Origin of the sequence: Bergeyella porcorum (assembly GCF_042427575.1) — a bacterium.
Taxonomy (GTDB): domain Bacteria; phylum Bacteroidota; class Bacteroidia; order Flavobacteriales; family Weeksellaceae; genus Bergeyella; species Bergeyella porcorum.
In genome coordinates, this window is record NZ_JBHMFD010000007.1 from 60,216 (window position 1) to 73,965 (window position 13,750).

At 39.5% G+C, this 13,750-nt stretch carries 17 protein-coding genes; 12 read left to right on the forward strand and 5 right to left on the reverse strand.

Features of this window, described 5'->3' with window-relative positions:
• Positions 1 to 75 precede the first annotated feature (75 nt).
• The 6 genes from ACFFUE_RS03630 (at position 76) to ACFFUE_RS03655 (ending at position 3,583) form a co-directional block, all read left to right on the forward strand.
• Entirely contained in the window at positions 76 to 882 is an 807-nt protein-coding gene (locus tag ACFFUE_RS03630; RefSeq protein ID WP_376832851.1) for a hypothetical protein, read from the forward strand.
• Between the two features lie 26 nt (positions 883 to 908).
• Positions 909 to 1,589, forward strand: a complete 681-nt coding sequence (gene trmB / locus ACFFUE_RS03635) for a tRNA (guanosine(46)-N7)-methyltransferase TrmB (protein ID WP_327985231.1) — start codon at positions 909 to 911, stop codon at positions 1,587 to 1,589.
• A 40-nt stretch (positions 1,590 to 1,629) separates the two neighbouring features.
• Positions 1,630 to 1,824 carry a hypothetical protein gene (locus ACFFUE_RS03640; RefSeq protein WP_376832852.1) on the forward strand — a complete coding sequence of 65 codons (195 nt, stop codon included), beginning with the start codon at positions 1,630 to 1,632 and terminating at the stop codon, positions 1,822 to 1,824.
• Positions 1,825 to 1,864: 40 nt separating this feature from the next.
• Positions 1,865 to 2,098 carry a (4Fe-4S)-binding protein gene (locus tag ACFFUE_RS03645; protein ID WP_376832853.1) on the forward strand — a complete coding sequence of 78 codons (234 nt, stop codon included), beginning with the start codon at positions 1,865 to 1,867 and terminating at the stop codon, positions 2,096 to 2,098.
• Between the two features lie 176 nt (positions 2,099 to 2,274).
• The gene (locus ACFFUE_RS03650) at positions 2,275 to 2,667 is read left to right on the forward strand and encodes a hypothetical protein (RefSeq protein ID WP_376832854.1); all 393 of its coding nucleotides are present in this window, start codon (positions 2,275 to 2,277) and stop codon (positions 2,665 to 2,667) included.
• A gap of 49 nt (positions 2,668 to 2,716) precedes the next feature.
• The gene (locus tag ACFFUE_RS03655; RefSeq protein ID WP_376832855.1) at positions 2,717 to 3,583 is read left to right on the forward strand and encodes a pirin family protein; all 867 of its coding nucleotides are present in this window, start codon (positions 2,717 to 2,719) and stop codon (positions 3,581 to 3,583) included.
• 176 nt (positions 3,584 to 3,759) lie between these two features.
• On the opposite strand, the gene pncB is transcribed toward ACFFUE_RS03655, so the two are convergent.
• On the reverse strand, positions 3,760 to 4,938 hold the full coding sequence (pncB, locus tag ACFFUE_RS03660) for a nicotinate phosphoribosyltransferase (RefSeq protein ID WP_376832856.1): 1,179 nt from the start codon (positions 4,936 to 4,938) through the stop codon (positions 3,760 to 3,762).
• 100 nt (positions 4,939 to 5,038) lie between these two features.
• The gene (locus ACFFUE_RS03665; RefSeq protein WP_376832857.1) at positions 5,039 to 5,515 is read right to left on the reverse strand and encodes a Dps family protein; all 477 of its coding nucleotides are present in this window, start codon (positions 5,513 to 5,515) and stop codon (positions 5,039 to 5,041) included.
• A gap of 238 nt (positions 5,516 to 5,753) precedes the next feature.
• Here ACFFUE_RS03665 and ACFFUE_RS03670 point away from each other — a divergent pair, with 238 nt between their 5' ends.
• The 4 genes from ACFFUE_RS03670 (at position 5,754) to ACFFUE_RS03685 (ending at position 9,340) form a co-directional block, all read left to right on the forward strand.
• Positions 5,754 to 6,536 carry a hypothetical protein gene (locus tag ACFFUE_RS03670; protein ID WP_376832858.1) on the forward strand — a complete coding sequence of 261 codons (783 nt, stop codon included), beginning with the start codon at positions 5,754 to 5,756 and terminating at the stop codon, positions 6,534 to 6,536.
• Positions 6,497 to 7,012: an acyl-CoA thioesterase gene (locus ACFFUE_RS03675; protein WP_327985259.1), complete on the forward strand. Its 516-nt coding sequence runs from the start codon at positions 6,497 to 6,499 to the stop codon at positions 7,010 to 7,012. Before ACFFUE_RS03670 ends, ACFFUE_RS03675 begins: the two co-directional genes overlap by 40 nt.
• A gap of 96 nt (positions 7,013 to 7,108) precedes the next feature.
• Complete coding sequence (locus ACFFUE_RS03680; protein WP_376832859.1) at positions 7,109 to 8,047, forward strand: 2-hydroxyacid dehydrogenase; 939 nt, start codon at positions 7,109 to 7,111, stop codon at positions 8,045 to 8,047.
• A gap of 48 nt (positions 8,048 to 8,095) precedes the next feature.
• A complete protein-coding gene (locus ACFFUE_RS03685; protein WP_376832860.1) occupies positions 8,096 to 9,340 on the forward strand; it encodes a serine hydrolase domain-containing protein in 1,245 nt (414 codons plus the stop codon).
• A 40-nt stretch (positions 9,341 to 9,380) separates the two neighbouring features.
• Here ACFFUE_RS03685 and ACFFUE_RS03690 read toward each other — a convergent pair whose 3' ends face one another.
• Positions 9,381 to 9,875 (reverse strand): hypothetical protein, encoded by a 495-nt coding sequence (locus tag ACFFUE_RS03690; RefSeq protein ID WP_376832861.1) that lies wholly within the window; start codon positions 9,873 to 9,875, stop codon positions 9,381 to 9,383.
• 132 nt (positions 9,876 to 10,007) lie between these two features.
• On the opposite strand from ACFFUE_RS03690, the gene ACFFUE_RS03695 reads away from it, so the two are divergent.
• Together ACFFUE_RS03695 and ACFFUE_RS03700 are read left to right on the forward strand one after the other, a co-directional pair.
• Positions 10,008 to 11,666 carry an Ig-like domain-containing domain gene (locus ACFFUE_RS03695; RefSeq protein WP_376832862.1) on the forward strand — a complete coding sequence of 553 codons (1,659 nt, stop codon included), beginning with the start codon at positions 10,008 to 10,010 and terminating at the stop codon, positions 11,664 to 11,666.
• A complete protein-coding gene (locus ACFFUE_RS03700; protein WP_376832863.1) occupies positions 11,666 to 12,121 on the forward strand; it encodes a heme-binding domain-containing protein in 456 nt (151 codons plus the stop codon). The genes ACFFUE_RS03695 and ACFFUE_RS03700 overlap by 1 nt, the downstream gene beginning before the upstream one ends.
• Before the next feature lie 48 nt (positions 12,122 to 12,169).
• On the opposite strand, the gene ACFFUE_RS03705 is transcribed toward ACFFUE_RS03700, so the two are convergent.
• Both ACFFUE_RS03705 and xerD read right to left on the reverse strand, forming a co-directional pair.
• Entirely contained in the window at positions 12,170 to 12,685 is a 516-nt protein-coding gene (locus ACFFUE_RS03705; RefSeq protein WP_376832864.1) for an NUDIX hydrolase, read from the reverse strand.
• Between the two features lie 121 nt (positions 12,686 to 12,806).
• Positions 12,807 to 13,724, reverse strand: coding sequence for a site-specific tyrosine recombinase XerD (gene xerD, locus ACFFUE_RS03710; RefSeq protein WP_376832865.1), 918 nt, complete (start codon positions 13,722 to 13,724; stop codon positions 12,807 to 12,809).
• Positions 13,725 to 13,750: the final 26 nt, after the last annotated feature.

A 13,750-nucleotide genomic window follows, 5' to 3' on the forward strand; every position in this document is an offset into this window, starting at 1 on the left:
TAATAAAACTTTAACCTCTTTCCCACATCTAAACCGTAGGCATTACTATAATTAATGCCTACTTTTGTAAATCTTATGAGGTTAATTTTTATTTTAATTTTGGGATTTTCCATTACAATGGTGAAGGCACAGGTTTTTTCTGGGCAAGTATTTATGCGTGAAAATACCACGCTCCATCTCAACCAATTGTTTGTTACCAATATTACCACACAAAAAACAGTATTGTCCAACTACAATGGAGAGTTTAAAATTCACGCGAAAGTGGGCGATGTGATACGCTTTACCTCCATCATCACAGAACGCACCGATGTAAAAATTACCGAAAAGCTTCTGGAAAATACAATGAATTTCATAGAGCTGAAACCTGCCTACCACGAGATACAAGAGGTCATCATCGGCTGGCGACCAACGGGCAATCTGAGACGCGATGTTACCACCCTGAAGGATAGCAAAAGAAAAATGGAAATAGCCAGCATCATTGGACTTCCAGCTCCCAAAGGTGATGGCACCTCTCCCACCGAACCTATTGCAGGGTTTCAGAATGGCGGCTTTTCTCTGAGCATTGATGGCATCTACGACCTTATCTCTGGAGAACGAAAGAAAAAACAACGCCTCTATGAATACGAAAAAATGATGTCTGTAACCAAAAAAATTAAAAACTATTTTGGAGAAGACTATTTCGTAAAGCTTAAAATCCCGAAGAATATGATAGATAATTTTCTTCAATTCGTCTATTCTTCAGATAATATTTTGGCATTAGTAGAAGGCAAAAATATGGAAGCTACCCAAGTTTATATTGAAAAATACCTACCTATTTACCTCAAACGATTGCGACAATCTAATATGATGGGACTAGGAGAAGATGTCAATAAAAACCCTTAAATTTGTGGCTTTGTAATAACAATCTAATGGGAAAGAAAAATAAACTCGCTCGCTTTGCCGAAAATAAAATATTACCCAATGTCATCCAGCCTACCAGAGAAGAAGCCCTTAGCGGTTTTGAGCTCAAAGGACAATGGAGAGAACGCATTTTCAAAAACGAAAATCCTATTGTATTAGAATTGGGCTGTGGCAAGGGAGAATACACTGTGGGACTGGCAGAAGCTTTTCCTGATAAAAACTTTATCGGAATAGACATTAAAGGGGCTAGGTTTTGGTTTGGTGCCAAAGATGCTATCGCCAAAAACCTTAGCAACGCTTGCTTCCTTAGAACTCAAATAGAATTGGTAGATTGCTTTTTTGAGGAAAATGAAGTAGATGAAATCTGGATTACCTTTCCAGACCCGCAGATTAAATACCGCCGTACCAAACACCGACTGACGCACCCAGATTTCCTTAATCGCTATAAGAAAATATTGAAAAAGGATGGCATCATCCATCTGAAAACCGACTCAGAATTTCTCCACGGTTATACTTTGGGCTTATTACAAGGTATGGGATACGAGATTCTTACTGCCCACCACGATATCTACGGCGCTCCAGAATATAGCCCTGATACACCACTACTAAAGGATATCCAGACCTATTACGAAGGCTTATTTTCTGCCAAAGGAAAAACCATTACTTATATTAAATTTAGGATTAAATAGTTGAATATATCTTTTCTTTAAAAATTCGGAACTGCAAAAAATGATGACCTCCAACCCAGAAAATATCCAAGAAGTCTATGATAGTATTATCGCAGAGAAGTTTGAAATGGAGAAAAAACTCATCATTCAAGAACTGAGAAAATACGGCATCTACTCCGTTTATACCGCTCCAGAAAACCTGAATATAGAAGTGATTAACCAATACCTACAAATCAAAGCAAGAGGAATATTGTAGAGGAACGAATGTTGCAATAAAAAACATCAAAAAAAACACAATGAACGCTAAACGAGAACATTACTATACTAATGATGAAATCACCATCGTGTGGCGACCAGAGCTATGCCAGCACTCAGGGATATGTGTGAAAACCCTGCCACAGGTCTATCGCCCTAAGGAAAAACCTTGGATGATCATAGAAAACGCAACCTCCGAAGAATTGATAGCACAGGTGGCACTATGCCCATCACGAGCGTTGAGCATCAAGAAAAATAAAAAGAAACGCTCATAAAGATATAGCCCACTTCTGCGAACATCTACTCTGCCCATCTGATGGATTGGGTAGAGTTTTTTTATGGCTTTGTTTTCAGATTTTACACTCATTCCTTCCTCTTTCTTTCTTATCCTACATCAATGCAGTGGCGGTATTCCTTAGCGTACCTTTGCACTACAAAATGAGAGAATAAGATGAAAAAGAATGTAATTTTAAATGTTGTGACAAGAAACAATAACATCGCAACTCAAGTGGTGCAAAAAGACAGAAATACCCACTACGAATTTGTAAACGAAGTGGAAACGGCAATAGAAAAACTTCATCAGTTGCCTATAAGAGCCATCCTTTTAGACCAAGAATTACCTTTGGAAGAGCAAGAAAAAATCAATAAAATAGGAAAAGTGCTTCACGAAGGATTGCCAATAGCAACTGCCGATTTCCTTAATGCTGAACGCTTTTCGGAAACGGTGCAAGAGCTGAAAAGAGCCGTAGTAAAACAGAATATGAAGAAATACGAGTTTGAAGACAACCCCAACCTCAACAATCCATTTCTGAATATGAACAGAACCCAATGCTCCTTGAGCTAAAAATCAAGATAAACAACCCATTTTACTAACATATAAAAAAAATAAAACAATGAATAATAAAGTCATAGAAAGAGTCATACGCCCTGCAATGCCACACTTTGTAGGAGACGGTTTTAGAGTACACAATTTTATCCCAGGAATCAGCTCTATGGAACGCAATAGTCCTTTCATTATGCTAGATTACAACTCCAAGTACACTTTCCCACCAAGTCAAATTCCGAAAGGGGTAGGCGTACATCCGCATAAAGGTTTTGAAACCGTTACCATCGCTTACAAAGGGCGAGTGGAGCACGGCGATAGCTCTGGCGGTGGTGGCGTTATCGGTGAGGGTGATGTACAATGGATGACGGCTGGCAATGGGGTTCTTCACAAAGAGTTTCACGAAACCGAATGGAGCAAAAACGGTGGCGAGTTCCAAATGGTACAGCTATGGGTAAACCTTCCAGCAAAGGATAAAAGTACACCTGCTAAGTATCAATCCATCAAAAACCAAGACATTCCACGCATTGCGGTGGCAGAGGGCAAAGGCGAGATGGAAATCATTGCAGGAGATTTTAACGGAACCCAAGGAGCGGCTTCTACCTTTACGCCTATCCACCTTTTTAATCTCAATTTGAGCAAAGATGCCAGCACAGCGGTAGATTTCCCAGCCCATTACAACACTTCTCTATTGGTGATAGAAGGTACCATCACAGCCAATGGCGAAGCGGTGCCAACCGACCATTTCGTATTGTTTAAAAACGAAGGAGAAACCATAGAAATCACCGCTACCGAAGATGCGAAAGTATTGCTTTTAAGCGGGGAACCTATAAACGAACCTATTGCGGCTTATGGCCCGTTTGTGATGAATACCCGCGATGAATTAATTCAAGCGTTTGAAGATTTCAACAACGGAAAATTCGGACATTTAGAATAAAATTCACCGAAACCATTCCCCCTTTGAAGGGAAAAGAAGATGTTTTAAACCAAAACGCCATTCACTTCAGCAGTGAATGGCGTTTTTTTTCAATTTCAATCGTTTAAGTAAACTCGCAGACAACCTCTCCCCCTCTAACTTCTAACCTCTAACCTCTACCTTCTAACTTCAAACCTCTAATCTTTAATCCTCAAAAACGCTTTAGCAAGTTCTATCATTTTCGGTTCACCAGTATATTTACCGCGTTCATCCGAGAGCTTTACCGTTGGTATCCAATCACCGTTATTAGCTTGTACGCCTATGAGTTTCATCACAATGTTCATTGGTTTCAGTCCCACATCATTGGTCAGGTTGGTTCCGATACCGAAGGACAGCCCAATCTTCCCTTTGCAATAGTTGTAGATTTCTTCCACTTTTTCCAGATTGAGTCCATCGGAGAAGATGATGTATTTGAACAGCGGATTGATGCCGTGTTTTTCATAGTGGGCAATGGTTTTATCTGCAAAGTCTAGTGGGTCGCCACTATCGTGTCTTACGCCATCAAAGAGCTTGGCAAATTTTTTATCAAATTGCTGGAAGAACACCTCCGTAGTATAAGTATCTGAAAGAGCAACACCCAAATCGCCACGATAGACATCTACCCAATGCTCTAAGGCGAGTTCATTAGCCATCTTAAAACCATATTCTGCAGCGTGGAACATAAACCACTCGTGGGCGTGGGTGCCGATGGGTTTAATACCGTATTTATGGGCAAAATGCACATTAGAAGTCCCTATGAATTTGGAATTATTGTTTTTCAGTAGTGCTTCCACTACCAAATCGTGCACCTTGTAGGAGTGTCTTCTTCGGGTTCCAAACTCGGCAAAGTTTACGCCCAACTGACTGAGTTTTTCGGCTTTGTTTAGTGTATTTTGGATGACAGCTTCATTGGAGTTTCGTTCCAGATGGTTCATCTCATAATGCAATTCCGAAATCAAAGCCAAAAGTGGCACTTCCCAAAGGATGGTACGGTACCATAGCCCCTCTACAGACACCTCTATATCGTTTTCCGTTTGGGTAATCTTCACCTCATCGGGATTGTAGCGGTAGCCTTCCAAGAAATCTATATAGGGCAAATCTAGATAAGGGCAGGTTTCTTGTAAGAATTGTTTTTCGGCTTTGGTAAGCTGTAAATCTGCCATTTTATCCACACATTTGCGGAGCATCTCTGCAAAACCTTCGGGGAAGAAATGTTTTCCTCGGTTGATGAACTGATACTTTACTTTCTCATTAGGGAACAATTTCACTACGGCACATTGCATCGTGAATTTATAGAAATCATTGTCTAGGATAGACTTAAACTGCACTATTGGCATATTTTCAAAATTTTAATGAAAGCAAATGTAAGAATAAAAACAACAATTGCCCCAATAAATTGAGGCAATTTGCAGTAATTAAAATATTGATAGAAACTTATTATTTCCCGAGGTAGGCGTTGTACATCCAGACTTCTTTTTCTTGCTCTGTGATGTAGTCTCCCATTTGGGAGTTGGTAGCCTCATCACCCGCTTCACCTGCTATTTCTAAGATTTCTCTTTGCAGGTTAATCACCGTTTTGAAAGCTTCCAAAATCTGCTCTACGCATTTGGTAGCATCGCTCACCTCTTGGCTTTCTTGGATGATAGATACCTTGAGGTAATCCGAGTAATTATGGCAAGGCGTAGCACCCAGCGTAAGGATACGCTCTGCAATTTCATCTATTTTCAAAACCAAAGAATCATAAAGCTCTTCAAATTTTGGGTGAAGGGTAAAAAATTGCTCCCCTTTGATGTTCCAATGAGCCCCTCTGGTATTTTGGTAAAACACCGAGTAGTTGGCTAAAAGTACATTTAGCTTTTCAGCGATAAGTTTAGAGCTTTCCTCCTGAAGCCCTAGTATCTGTGTATTTTTCATATCGTTTAATTTTAATGCAAAGATAGAAAGTCCCTCACCAACCCATCTTACATTTTTGATAGAAATAAACAATAAGGCAATGAGGATTTTTAGATGAAGTGTAATGTTATTCTGTTTAGGAAAAGTTGTTTATTCCAAAGTAAACGAAAAAGGCAGAAGAAAGTATAGAAAACCTTATCATCATTGAGATTGATAAGGTTTTTTTAATATCTCCCCAAAAAACTATAAATTTGCCGATGTGAATACCGAACAATTAATACTAAAATACTTACTACGCAAAGGCTTAGTGGAAGTTGCTGGGTTTGGCATTTTCTCGTTAGAAAATGCGGAAGCTCAGTTGGATGAGGCGTCTGGTAAAATCTTACCTCCATCGCAGAAAATCACCTTCCATAGCGATTATCATACGGCAGATGGGGGCTTTATCCCTTGGCTTGCAAAGGAACAAAACACCTCTGTAGAAAAGGCTCAGCAAGAGCTTCTCAGCTACACCAATTTTTGGAAAACTTCTTTGGAGCAAGGCAACAACGTCCTACTGAAAGGCATTGGTACAATGACCATTGTGGAAGACCAGCTAACTTTTCAAGGGGAAAGAATCTATACCGAAAATTCTGATTTCTATGGCTTGGAAGAAATTAATCTTCAGGAGCTGAAAAAGAAAACCTATCTAGGTGGAGATTATCGCTTAAACCGTTCCATCCTTTGGTGGTTTCTCATCTTGCTTCCTACTGCGGGGCTACTTGTGTTAGCCTTCACACAGCGGGAGAGGTTATTCGGGAAAGCATCTTTTGCTGAGGTTTCTGTGAAGACATCCACCCACCGCATCACGGTAGATTCTGCGAAAATAAAGGCAGAGCAAGAAGTCTTGAAACAAGACAGCATCAGGCGAGATAGCATTCTACAAGATTCCATCCGCCAATCGGGGTTACCTGTGGTGGCAACCTCTAATCCTAAAAAAACTTCCAAATTTTATAAAAAAACGCAATGGAAAAACTCAAAAAAGCGAGCGAATCGCTCACGATAATGACCAATATTGTTCTCCCAAACGAAACCAACTCTCTGAGGAATCTCTTTGGGGGAGAATTGCTGGCGAAAATGGACCGCTGTGCGGCTATTGCTGCGGCAAGACACTGTGCCAGAAGGGTGGTAACCGCATCGGTGAATCACGTATCGTTTAATCATCCCATTCCCGAAGGAGGGATTGTGGTTTTGGAAGCCAAAGTATCTAGAGCTTTTTCCACTTCTATGGAAATCTATGTAGATGTATGGCTAGACGACCCTATTGCCAATAAAAAAATCCATACCAACGAAGGGATTTACACCTTTGTTGCCGTAGATGAGTACAATAAGCCTGTGCCTATTCCACAAATGGAACCCGAAACCGATTTGGAAAAAGAACGCTATGCCGCTGCATTCAGACGCCGAGAGCTTTCCCTTATCTTATCAGGAAGAATGAAACCTAAGGATTCTGTGGAACTGAAAAAACTGTTTCAGGATTAAATAACCTTTACTCAATAGATTAACTTCGGTTGGGCTTTTTGTTTTTTCAATGAATAAAATGCTGTTACCGAAGTTTTTTCGTTAAAGACACTACCAATGAAAGTTTTATTATTAGATAAAAATCACCCGCTCATCACAGAACAACTATCGGCAAAAGGGTGGGTTTTAGAGGAAGATTATCAATCTTCTTATGACCAAGTTTTGGAGAAAATCCACCTCTATGATGGTATGATTATTCGCAGTAGAATCCCCATTGACAAAAACTTTCTTCAGCACGCTAAGAATCTGAAATTCATAGCCCGCGTAGGAGCAGGAATGGAAAATATAGACACCACAACTGCCAGAGCATTGGGCATTGCCCTTATCAATTCGCCTGAAGGCAACCGAGATGCCGTAGCAGAGCAAGTGGTAGGAATGCTATTGGTCTTAACCAACCGATTGTTCATTGCATCGCAAGAGGTGAAAAATGGCATTTGGAAAAGAGAAGAAAACCGCGGAATGGAATTGCTGGGAAAAACCTTCGGGATTATTGGCTATGGTAATATGGGCAAGGCAACTGCTAAACGGCTTTCTGGGTTTGGGATGAAGGTGATATTCTATGATATTCTCCCCGATTTGGAAGACGCGTATGCAAAACAAGTTTCTTTACAGGAACTTCAAAACGAGTCAGATATTATAAGTTTGCACATCCCAGAAACCCCTGATACCTATCACTTGGTGGATGAGCATTTCATTGCTCAAATGAAAAAGCCATTTTACCTCATCAATACCGCTCGAGGGAAAAATGTAAAAACGAAAAGCTTAGTTGAGGGCATTCAATCGGGGAAAATCAAAGGTGCGGCTTTAGATGTTTTAGAATTTGAAAAAGCTTCTTTTGAGCAATTAGAAACCCAAAATACCGATTTGCAATTTCTTTTAAATTCGGATAAAGTCCTCATTACGCCACACATTGCAGGATGGACACACGAAAGCAAAACCAAACTTGCCCAAGTGATTGTGGATAAGATATTGGAAACTTTTGAACTAAGAGATTAAAAAAGTAGAGAGAAAGTGTCTGTTTCGTTAAAATTAAAATTCTAGAAAATGAAAATCCATTTACAGCCATTGCTTATACTATTATTGGGACTAAGTCTTTTTTCGTGCCAAAAGGGATTGGGTACAGAGAACGGCGAAGCAACATCGCTACCCAATTTTTCTAATGTAGAGATAGATGATGTTTTTAGCAGAAGAGATGGCAAGATGCAAGATAGAGATTCTGTAGTAGAAATCATAGACCAATACTACGAAACCGTCTGGGAACAGGGCGACCTATGGGGTGGTGTGCTGATAGCGAAAGGTGATAAAATTTTATTTGAAAAATACCGAGGCTTCTCTCAAGATAATGCACAAGCACCCGTGGATAAAACGACAGCTTTGCATATAGCCTCTGTAAGCAAGCCTATTACCGCAATGGCGATTCTGAAATTGGTAGAAGCAGGACTGCTGAAATTAGATGATGAGCTTACTCAATTTTTTCCAAAATTTCCTTATCAAGGGATTACCGTTAAGATGTTGCTCAACCAAAGAAGTGGACTTCCGAAATACGAGCATTTCATTGATAAAATCCAACCTCAACCTGCGGAATTATCCAAAAAATTTCTGACCAATCAGGATGTTCTCAATCTTCTTATTCAATACAAACCAGAAGCTGCCAGAGCTCCAGATACGGGGTTTATGTACTGCAATACCAACTATGCCCTCCTTGCCCTCATCGTGGAGAAAGTTACCGCTACGCCATTTCCCGAAGCGATGCAGCAAATGGTGTTTAAGCCATTGAAAATGAAACATACCTATGTTTTTCAGGAGAAGGATATCTCTACTGCGGCAAAGTCGTTCTACCAAAAAGGGGCAAAAGTGCATCCCTATGACCGCCTAGACCTTATCTATGGGGATAAAAATATTTATACTACACCAAGGGATTTGTTTAATTTTTCCCGAGCGATGTTTGCAGACAATTTCCTCCCAAAAGATTTGATGGCAATGGTTTTTGAGCCATACAGCAATGAGAAACCTGGGATTAATAATTATGGATTAGGATTTAGGATGAAAATTTTTGATGACCATAGTAAACTGACCTACCACAATGGTTGGTGGCACGGCTCCAATTCTGTATTTGGGCATTTGCTGGATTCCAAAGTTACCATCATTGCGATTGGGAATAAATATTCTCAGCGGGTTTATTCTACTTTGGCTCTGTCCTCATTATTTGAAAATTTCCCTTACGAAACCGAAAAACTATATAAAGTGATGGCACCCAATGCCACCAATGGAGAAGGATATGAAGAGTAGCTTAAAGCCGATAACGAAGAGTTATCGGCTGATGATGGTTTTATTTAAAAATATTTTGTAGTTCTTCTTTGGTTGGAAGGTTTTCCCATTCTTTTATCAGTTTATTTTCTGAATTGAAAAGGAAATAGAAAGAATCTATACTTTTTCCACTATATTTAGCTAAGAAATCTTTTTTAAATGCCTCAAAATTCTCATAAGGATTGTCCATTATTTTCTGAACTTCAAGGCTGTTTCCCAGATTATTCTCTTTGTAGAAAAGATTATGAAAATCATTTTCATAATGACGGGTACTCACTACTGCAACGGGCAAGATGGTCAATTGTGAAGTAAGAGCATTTTTTAGCGAACTAACATCTTGGTATTGTGTTTCAATGCTTTCGCATTTCGGTACCCAAAACATTATTAATTTATAATCCCTATCTTGATGAGCTAAAATACTATCAACATCACTGGCTTTGATGGGATTGACATTATTCTGAGCAAACAAGAATGATGCTCCAAAAGCTAAACAAAGAATGAATGATAAATATTTCATTACGACAATATGTTAGTAATTATGAAATTATTTTCTGCTTCAAATATATGAAAAGTTATTAGGAAACACCAACATCGTTATCGCCTTAGGATGAAATAACGAAAATAGTTTAAATTTGCAGAAAATCCATCAATGAAGAAGTTTTTTTTGCTTATCATTTTCAGTCTTTTGTGGTTGTCTTGTGCCAGAGTAGGCTCGCCCGTAGGGGGAAGTAAAGACACCATCCCTCCGAAATTTTTAGGAGCCAATATTGATACTTCAAGGGTAAATATTCCCGTGGACACTAAAGAACTACGCCTTTATTTTGATGAATATGTGGTGCTGAAAGATGTGCAGAAAAACCTCATCATTTCTCCACCCATCAAGGTAAAAAAAATATTGCCTACCAACTTAGGAAACAAATACATCTTGATAGAATGGGAAGAGCCTTTGGCAGAAAGCACCACTTATAGTTTCAATTTTGGAAACGCCATCACGGACCTAAACGAGGGCAATGTTTTACCGTATTATAATTTTGCTTTTTCCACAGGTGAGAAGTTGGATAACCTTTACATCAGTGGTGAGGTAAAAGATGGGCTATCGCTAGAGACGCCTTCCACTTCTTCCAATAATAAGAAAAACTATGTGGTGGGACTCTATCAGGAGAAAGACACGATAGACTATGCAAAGAAGCCGTACTACATCACCAAAGTAGATGATGATGGCTATTTTGAACTGAATTACCTTTCCAAAGGGCAATACCGAATCTTGGCATTTGATGATAGCAATCAAAACTCTATTTACGATGCAGGAAAGGAAAATGTGGCATTTCGCCAAGAAGCGATTACGGTAGAGAATAATATTTCTGGGATGCCATTTTCCTTATTTCCATCTAAGAAAAATATAAAATTGGTAGAAACCAAAGAAGCTACGGGTGGTATTCTGATGCTCTTCGAAGGAAATCCACAAAAGGTGGAGGTAACTCCTGTAGATGACAAGATAAAAAACTACCGTGTAACCCATCGCCCGCATTCTGATAGTGTCAATATTTGGTTTGATGCCAAGCAAGAAAACATCGGGATTACCCAAAGCGAAAATATCAAACTGAAATATCAAGCTGATGAAAAACAAGGCGAGGCCTCTATCTTCTACCGCCTCAATCCTAAAAATGAATTAACGCTGAACAACCAGATGGGCAATGCCATTCCGCCTAATAAAAATCTGGAACTGACAGCAAACTATCCTATAGATACCTTAGAAACCAACCAATGGTCTTTGAAATCGGATAGCACTACTACGGTACCTTTCACAGCTAAAATCTCCGAGAAAACCCCTTCTAAAGTCTTGATAGCAGCTCCGTTTGAAATCGGGAAAAAGTATTCATTAACGGTACCGAAGGAAACCTTATCCTCTTTTTATACCACTTTGGCAAAAACCCATCAGTTCAATTTTGAAATTGATAAAGAAGAAAACTATGGTAGCTTTGCACTAACTATTGAGGGCAAGCCTGATGCTCCATTTTGGATTCAGTTTTTAGATGAAAAAGGCGATGTAAAACTTTCAAAATATACCCAAGAAGCGGTGCATCATTTCAAGACCATCAAGCCAGGTAAATATCAGTTGAGAATTTTAGTAGATGATAATGGCAATGGCATTTGGGATGCTTCAGATTTAGCAACGCTTACTTTTGCAGAGCGTGTGTACCTCTTCCCGAAATCCATAGAAATTCGCCCTCTTTGGGAAAATAAAGAATCTTGGCACCTCGGGACCAATTCCACAGAAACACCACCACTAAAATCTAACAACGAGTAATGAAAAAAGTATTGAAAATCTTCGGATGGGCGGTATTATTATTCGCTCTAATTCAGTTGATTCCCATTGACAGAACCAATCCTCCTTTAGAGGGTAAGCACAACTTTGTAGAGGTTATGAATACCCCCACAGAGGTACGCCAATTGCTGAAAACTTCTTGTTATGATTGCCATTCTAACGAGACGGTATATCCATCTTACGCTTATGTAGCTCCAATCTCTTGGTCGGTAAAACATCACATCAATAAAGGTAGGCGACACCTCAATTTTTCAGAATGGGGAACCTACAACCGAGAACTGAAAGAAGGAATGCTGAAAAATGGCATTGGCGACCTAGAGGAAAACCGAATGCCCCTTGCAGGCTATGTTGCACAGCATCCCGAAGCTCGCCTTACCAAAGCTCAGAAAAAACTATTGATAGATTACTTTCAAAAAGTATTGGATTCGTTGAAATAAAATAAAGGTAGTATTCCTGATTCTCTCCGCTAATAACGCAAAAACAAACTACAACGAACCAATATACCCCTTCAAAAATCTTTTTTGGGAGTCAAACGCTAAGTCTTCCAGCTGAATGGTGTGGGCTTCTACCCATACAATGCGGTCTATCTCATCTAATGCCAACTGTGCGGTGAATTTTTCGGCAACTTCGTACTCGAAGAAGAGGTCTAATGTATTGTAATCTATATTTTTATAATGGTAAACATTGGGTTGGGTAGCCAATAGTTTTAGTTTTTGAAGGTCTATCTCATACTTCAGCTCTTCCCAAAGTTCTCTTTTGCAAGCCTCTTCCGCACTTTCTTTCGGGTCTACAAAACCACCCGCCAAGTCTAGTTTTCCTTTTTGGGGCTCTTGGTTTCTTTGGGTAAACATCAGCTCCTTGCCACATCTAATGATAACGGCAACGGCAGCGGCACAGTTTTGATACATTACAAACTGGCATTGGCTACAAGATAGTTTATTTGCGTTGTCCCATCGTAAGGAAGCTTGTCCGCATTCTGGGCAGTATTTTAAATGATTCATTGTTGGTGTATTATGTATAATGTAATATGTACAATGATAGATGTATGTACAAAAGTAAGATAAAAGTATAAAACAAAAAATCATAGTGCTTACATCTTATTACATTTTGCATAGTACAAAACTACAATGGTTCTCTCATATTATTTCTTGGATGGTGTTTTAGGATGGTTTCTCTCAGTTCTTCAGTATCCAGATGGGTATATATTTCTGTGGTGGTAATGCTACTATGCCCTAGCATTTCTTGGATAAACCGCAAGTCGGCACCGTTTTGCAGTAAATGGGTCGCAAAAGAATGGCGAAATGTATGGGGTGAAATGCTCTTTGGGATATTGGCTTGCACTGCCAACTCCTTGATGATGATGAAAACCATCACTCTCGATAGGGCATTACCTCTACTATTGAGGAAAAGATGATCTTCACTTTTAGGATTAATTTTCCCTTTGGCACGCACTTCATTGATATAGCCCGTTATCAGCTGGGCGGTGTACTTTGCCAGAGGTACCCATCTTACTTTACTGCCTTTCCCTTCTATGCGTACAAAGTGTTCCTTGAAATTAATATCCGATATCTTTAATGCTACCAACTCCGAAACACGCAACCCACAGCCGTACAATACTTCTATGATGCAATGGTTCCTTCTGCCCAAATCGGTGCTTTGGTCTATGGCAGATACCAGCTGTTCTATCTCTTTAAGACTTAAAGTATCGGGAAGATACAAGCCTAATTTAGGCGTTTCTAAAAGTGCAGCAGGATTATCCTCTCGGATTTCGTCTTCTAGCAGATATTTGAAAAATGTTTTCATAGAAGAAATCCACCGAGCCTGAGTGCGTTCACTGAAAGCATCTTTGGACAATATATAAAGATATTCTTGCAACTGAAGATAAGAAATATCCACTGGCGATACGCCCTCTAACTCATTTTCGGCATAGGCTTGCAGTTTTTGAAGGTCTCGCAGATAGGCATCTAAAGTATTGTCCGATAGATGGCGTTCAAATTTTAGAAAATTTTTAAAATCAGAAAGGTGTTCTTCCCAGCTCATTGATGGTGTTCCGTTCTTACTCTATT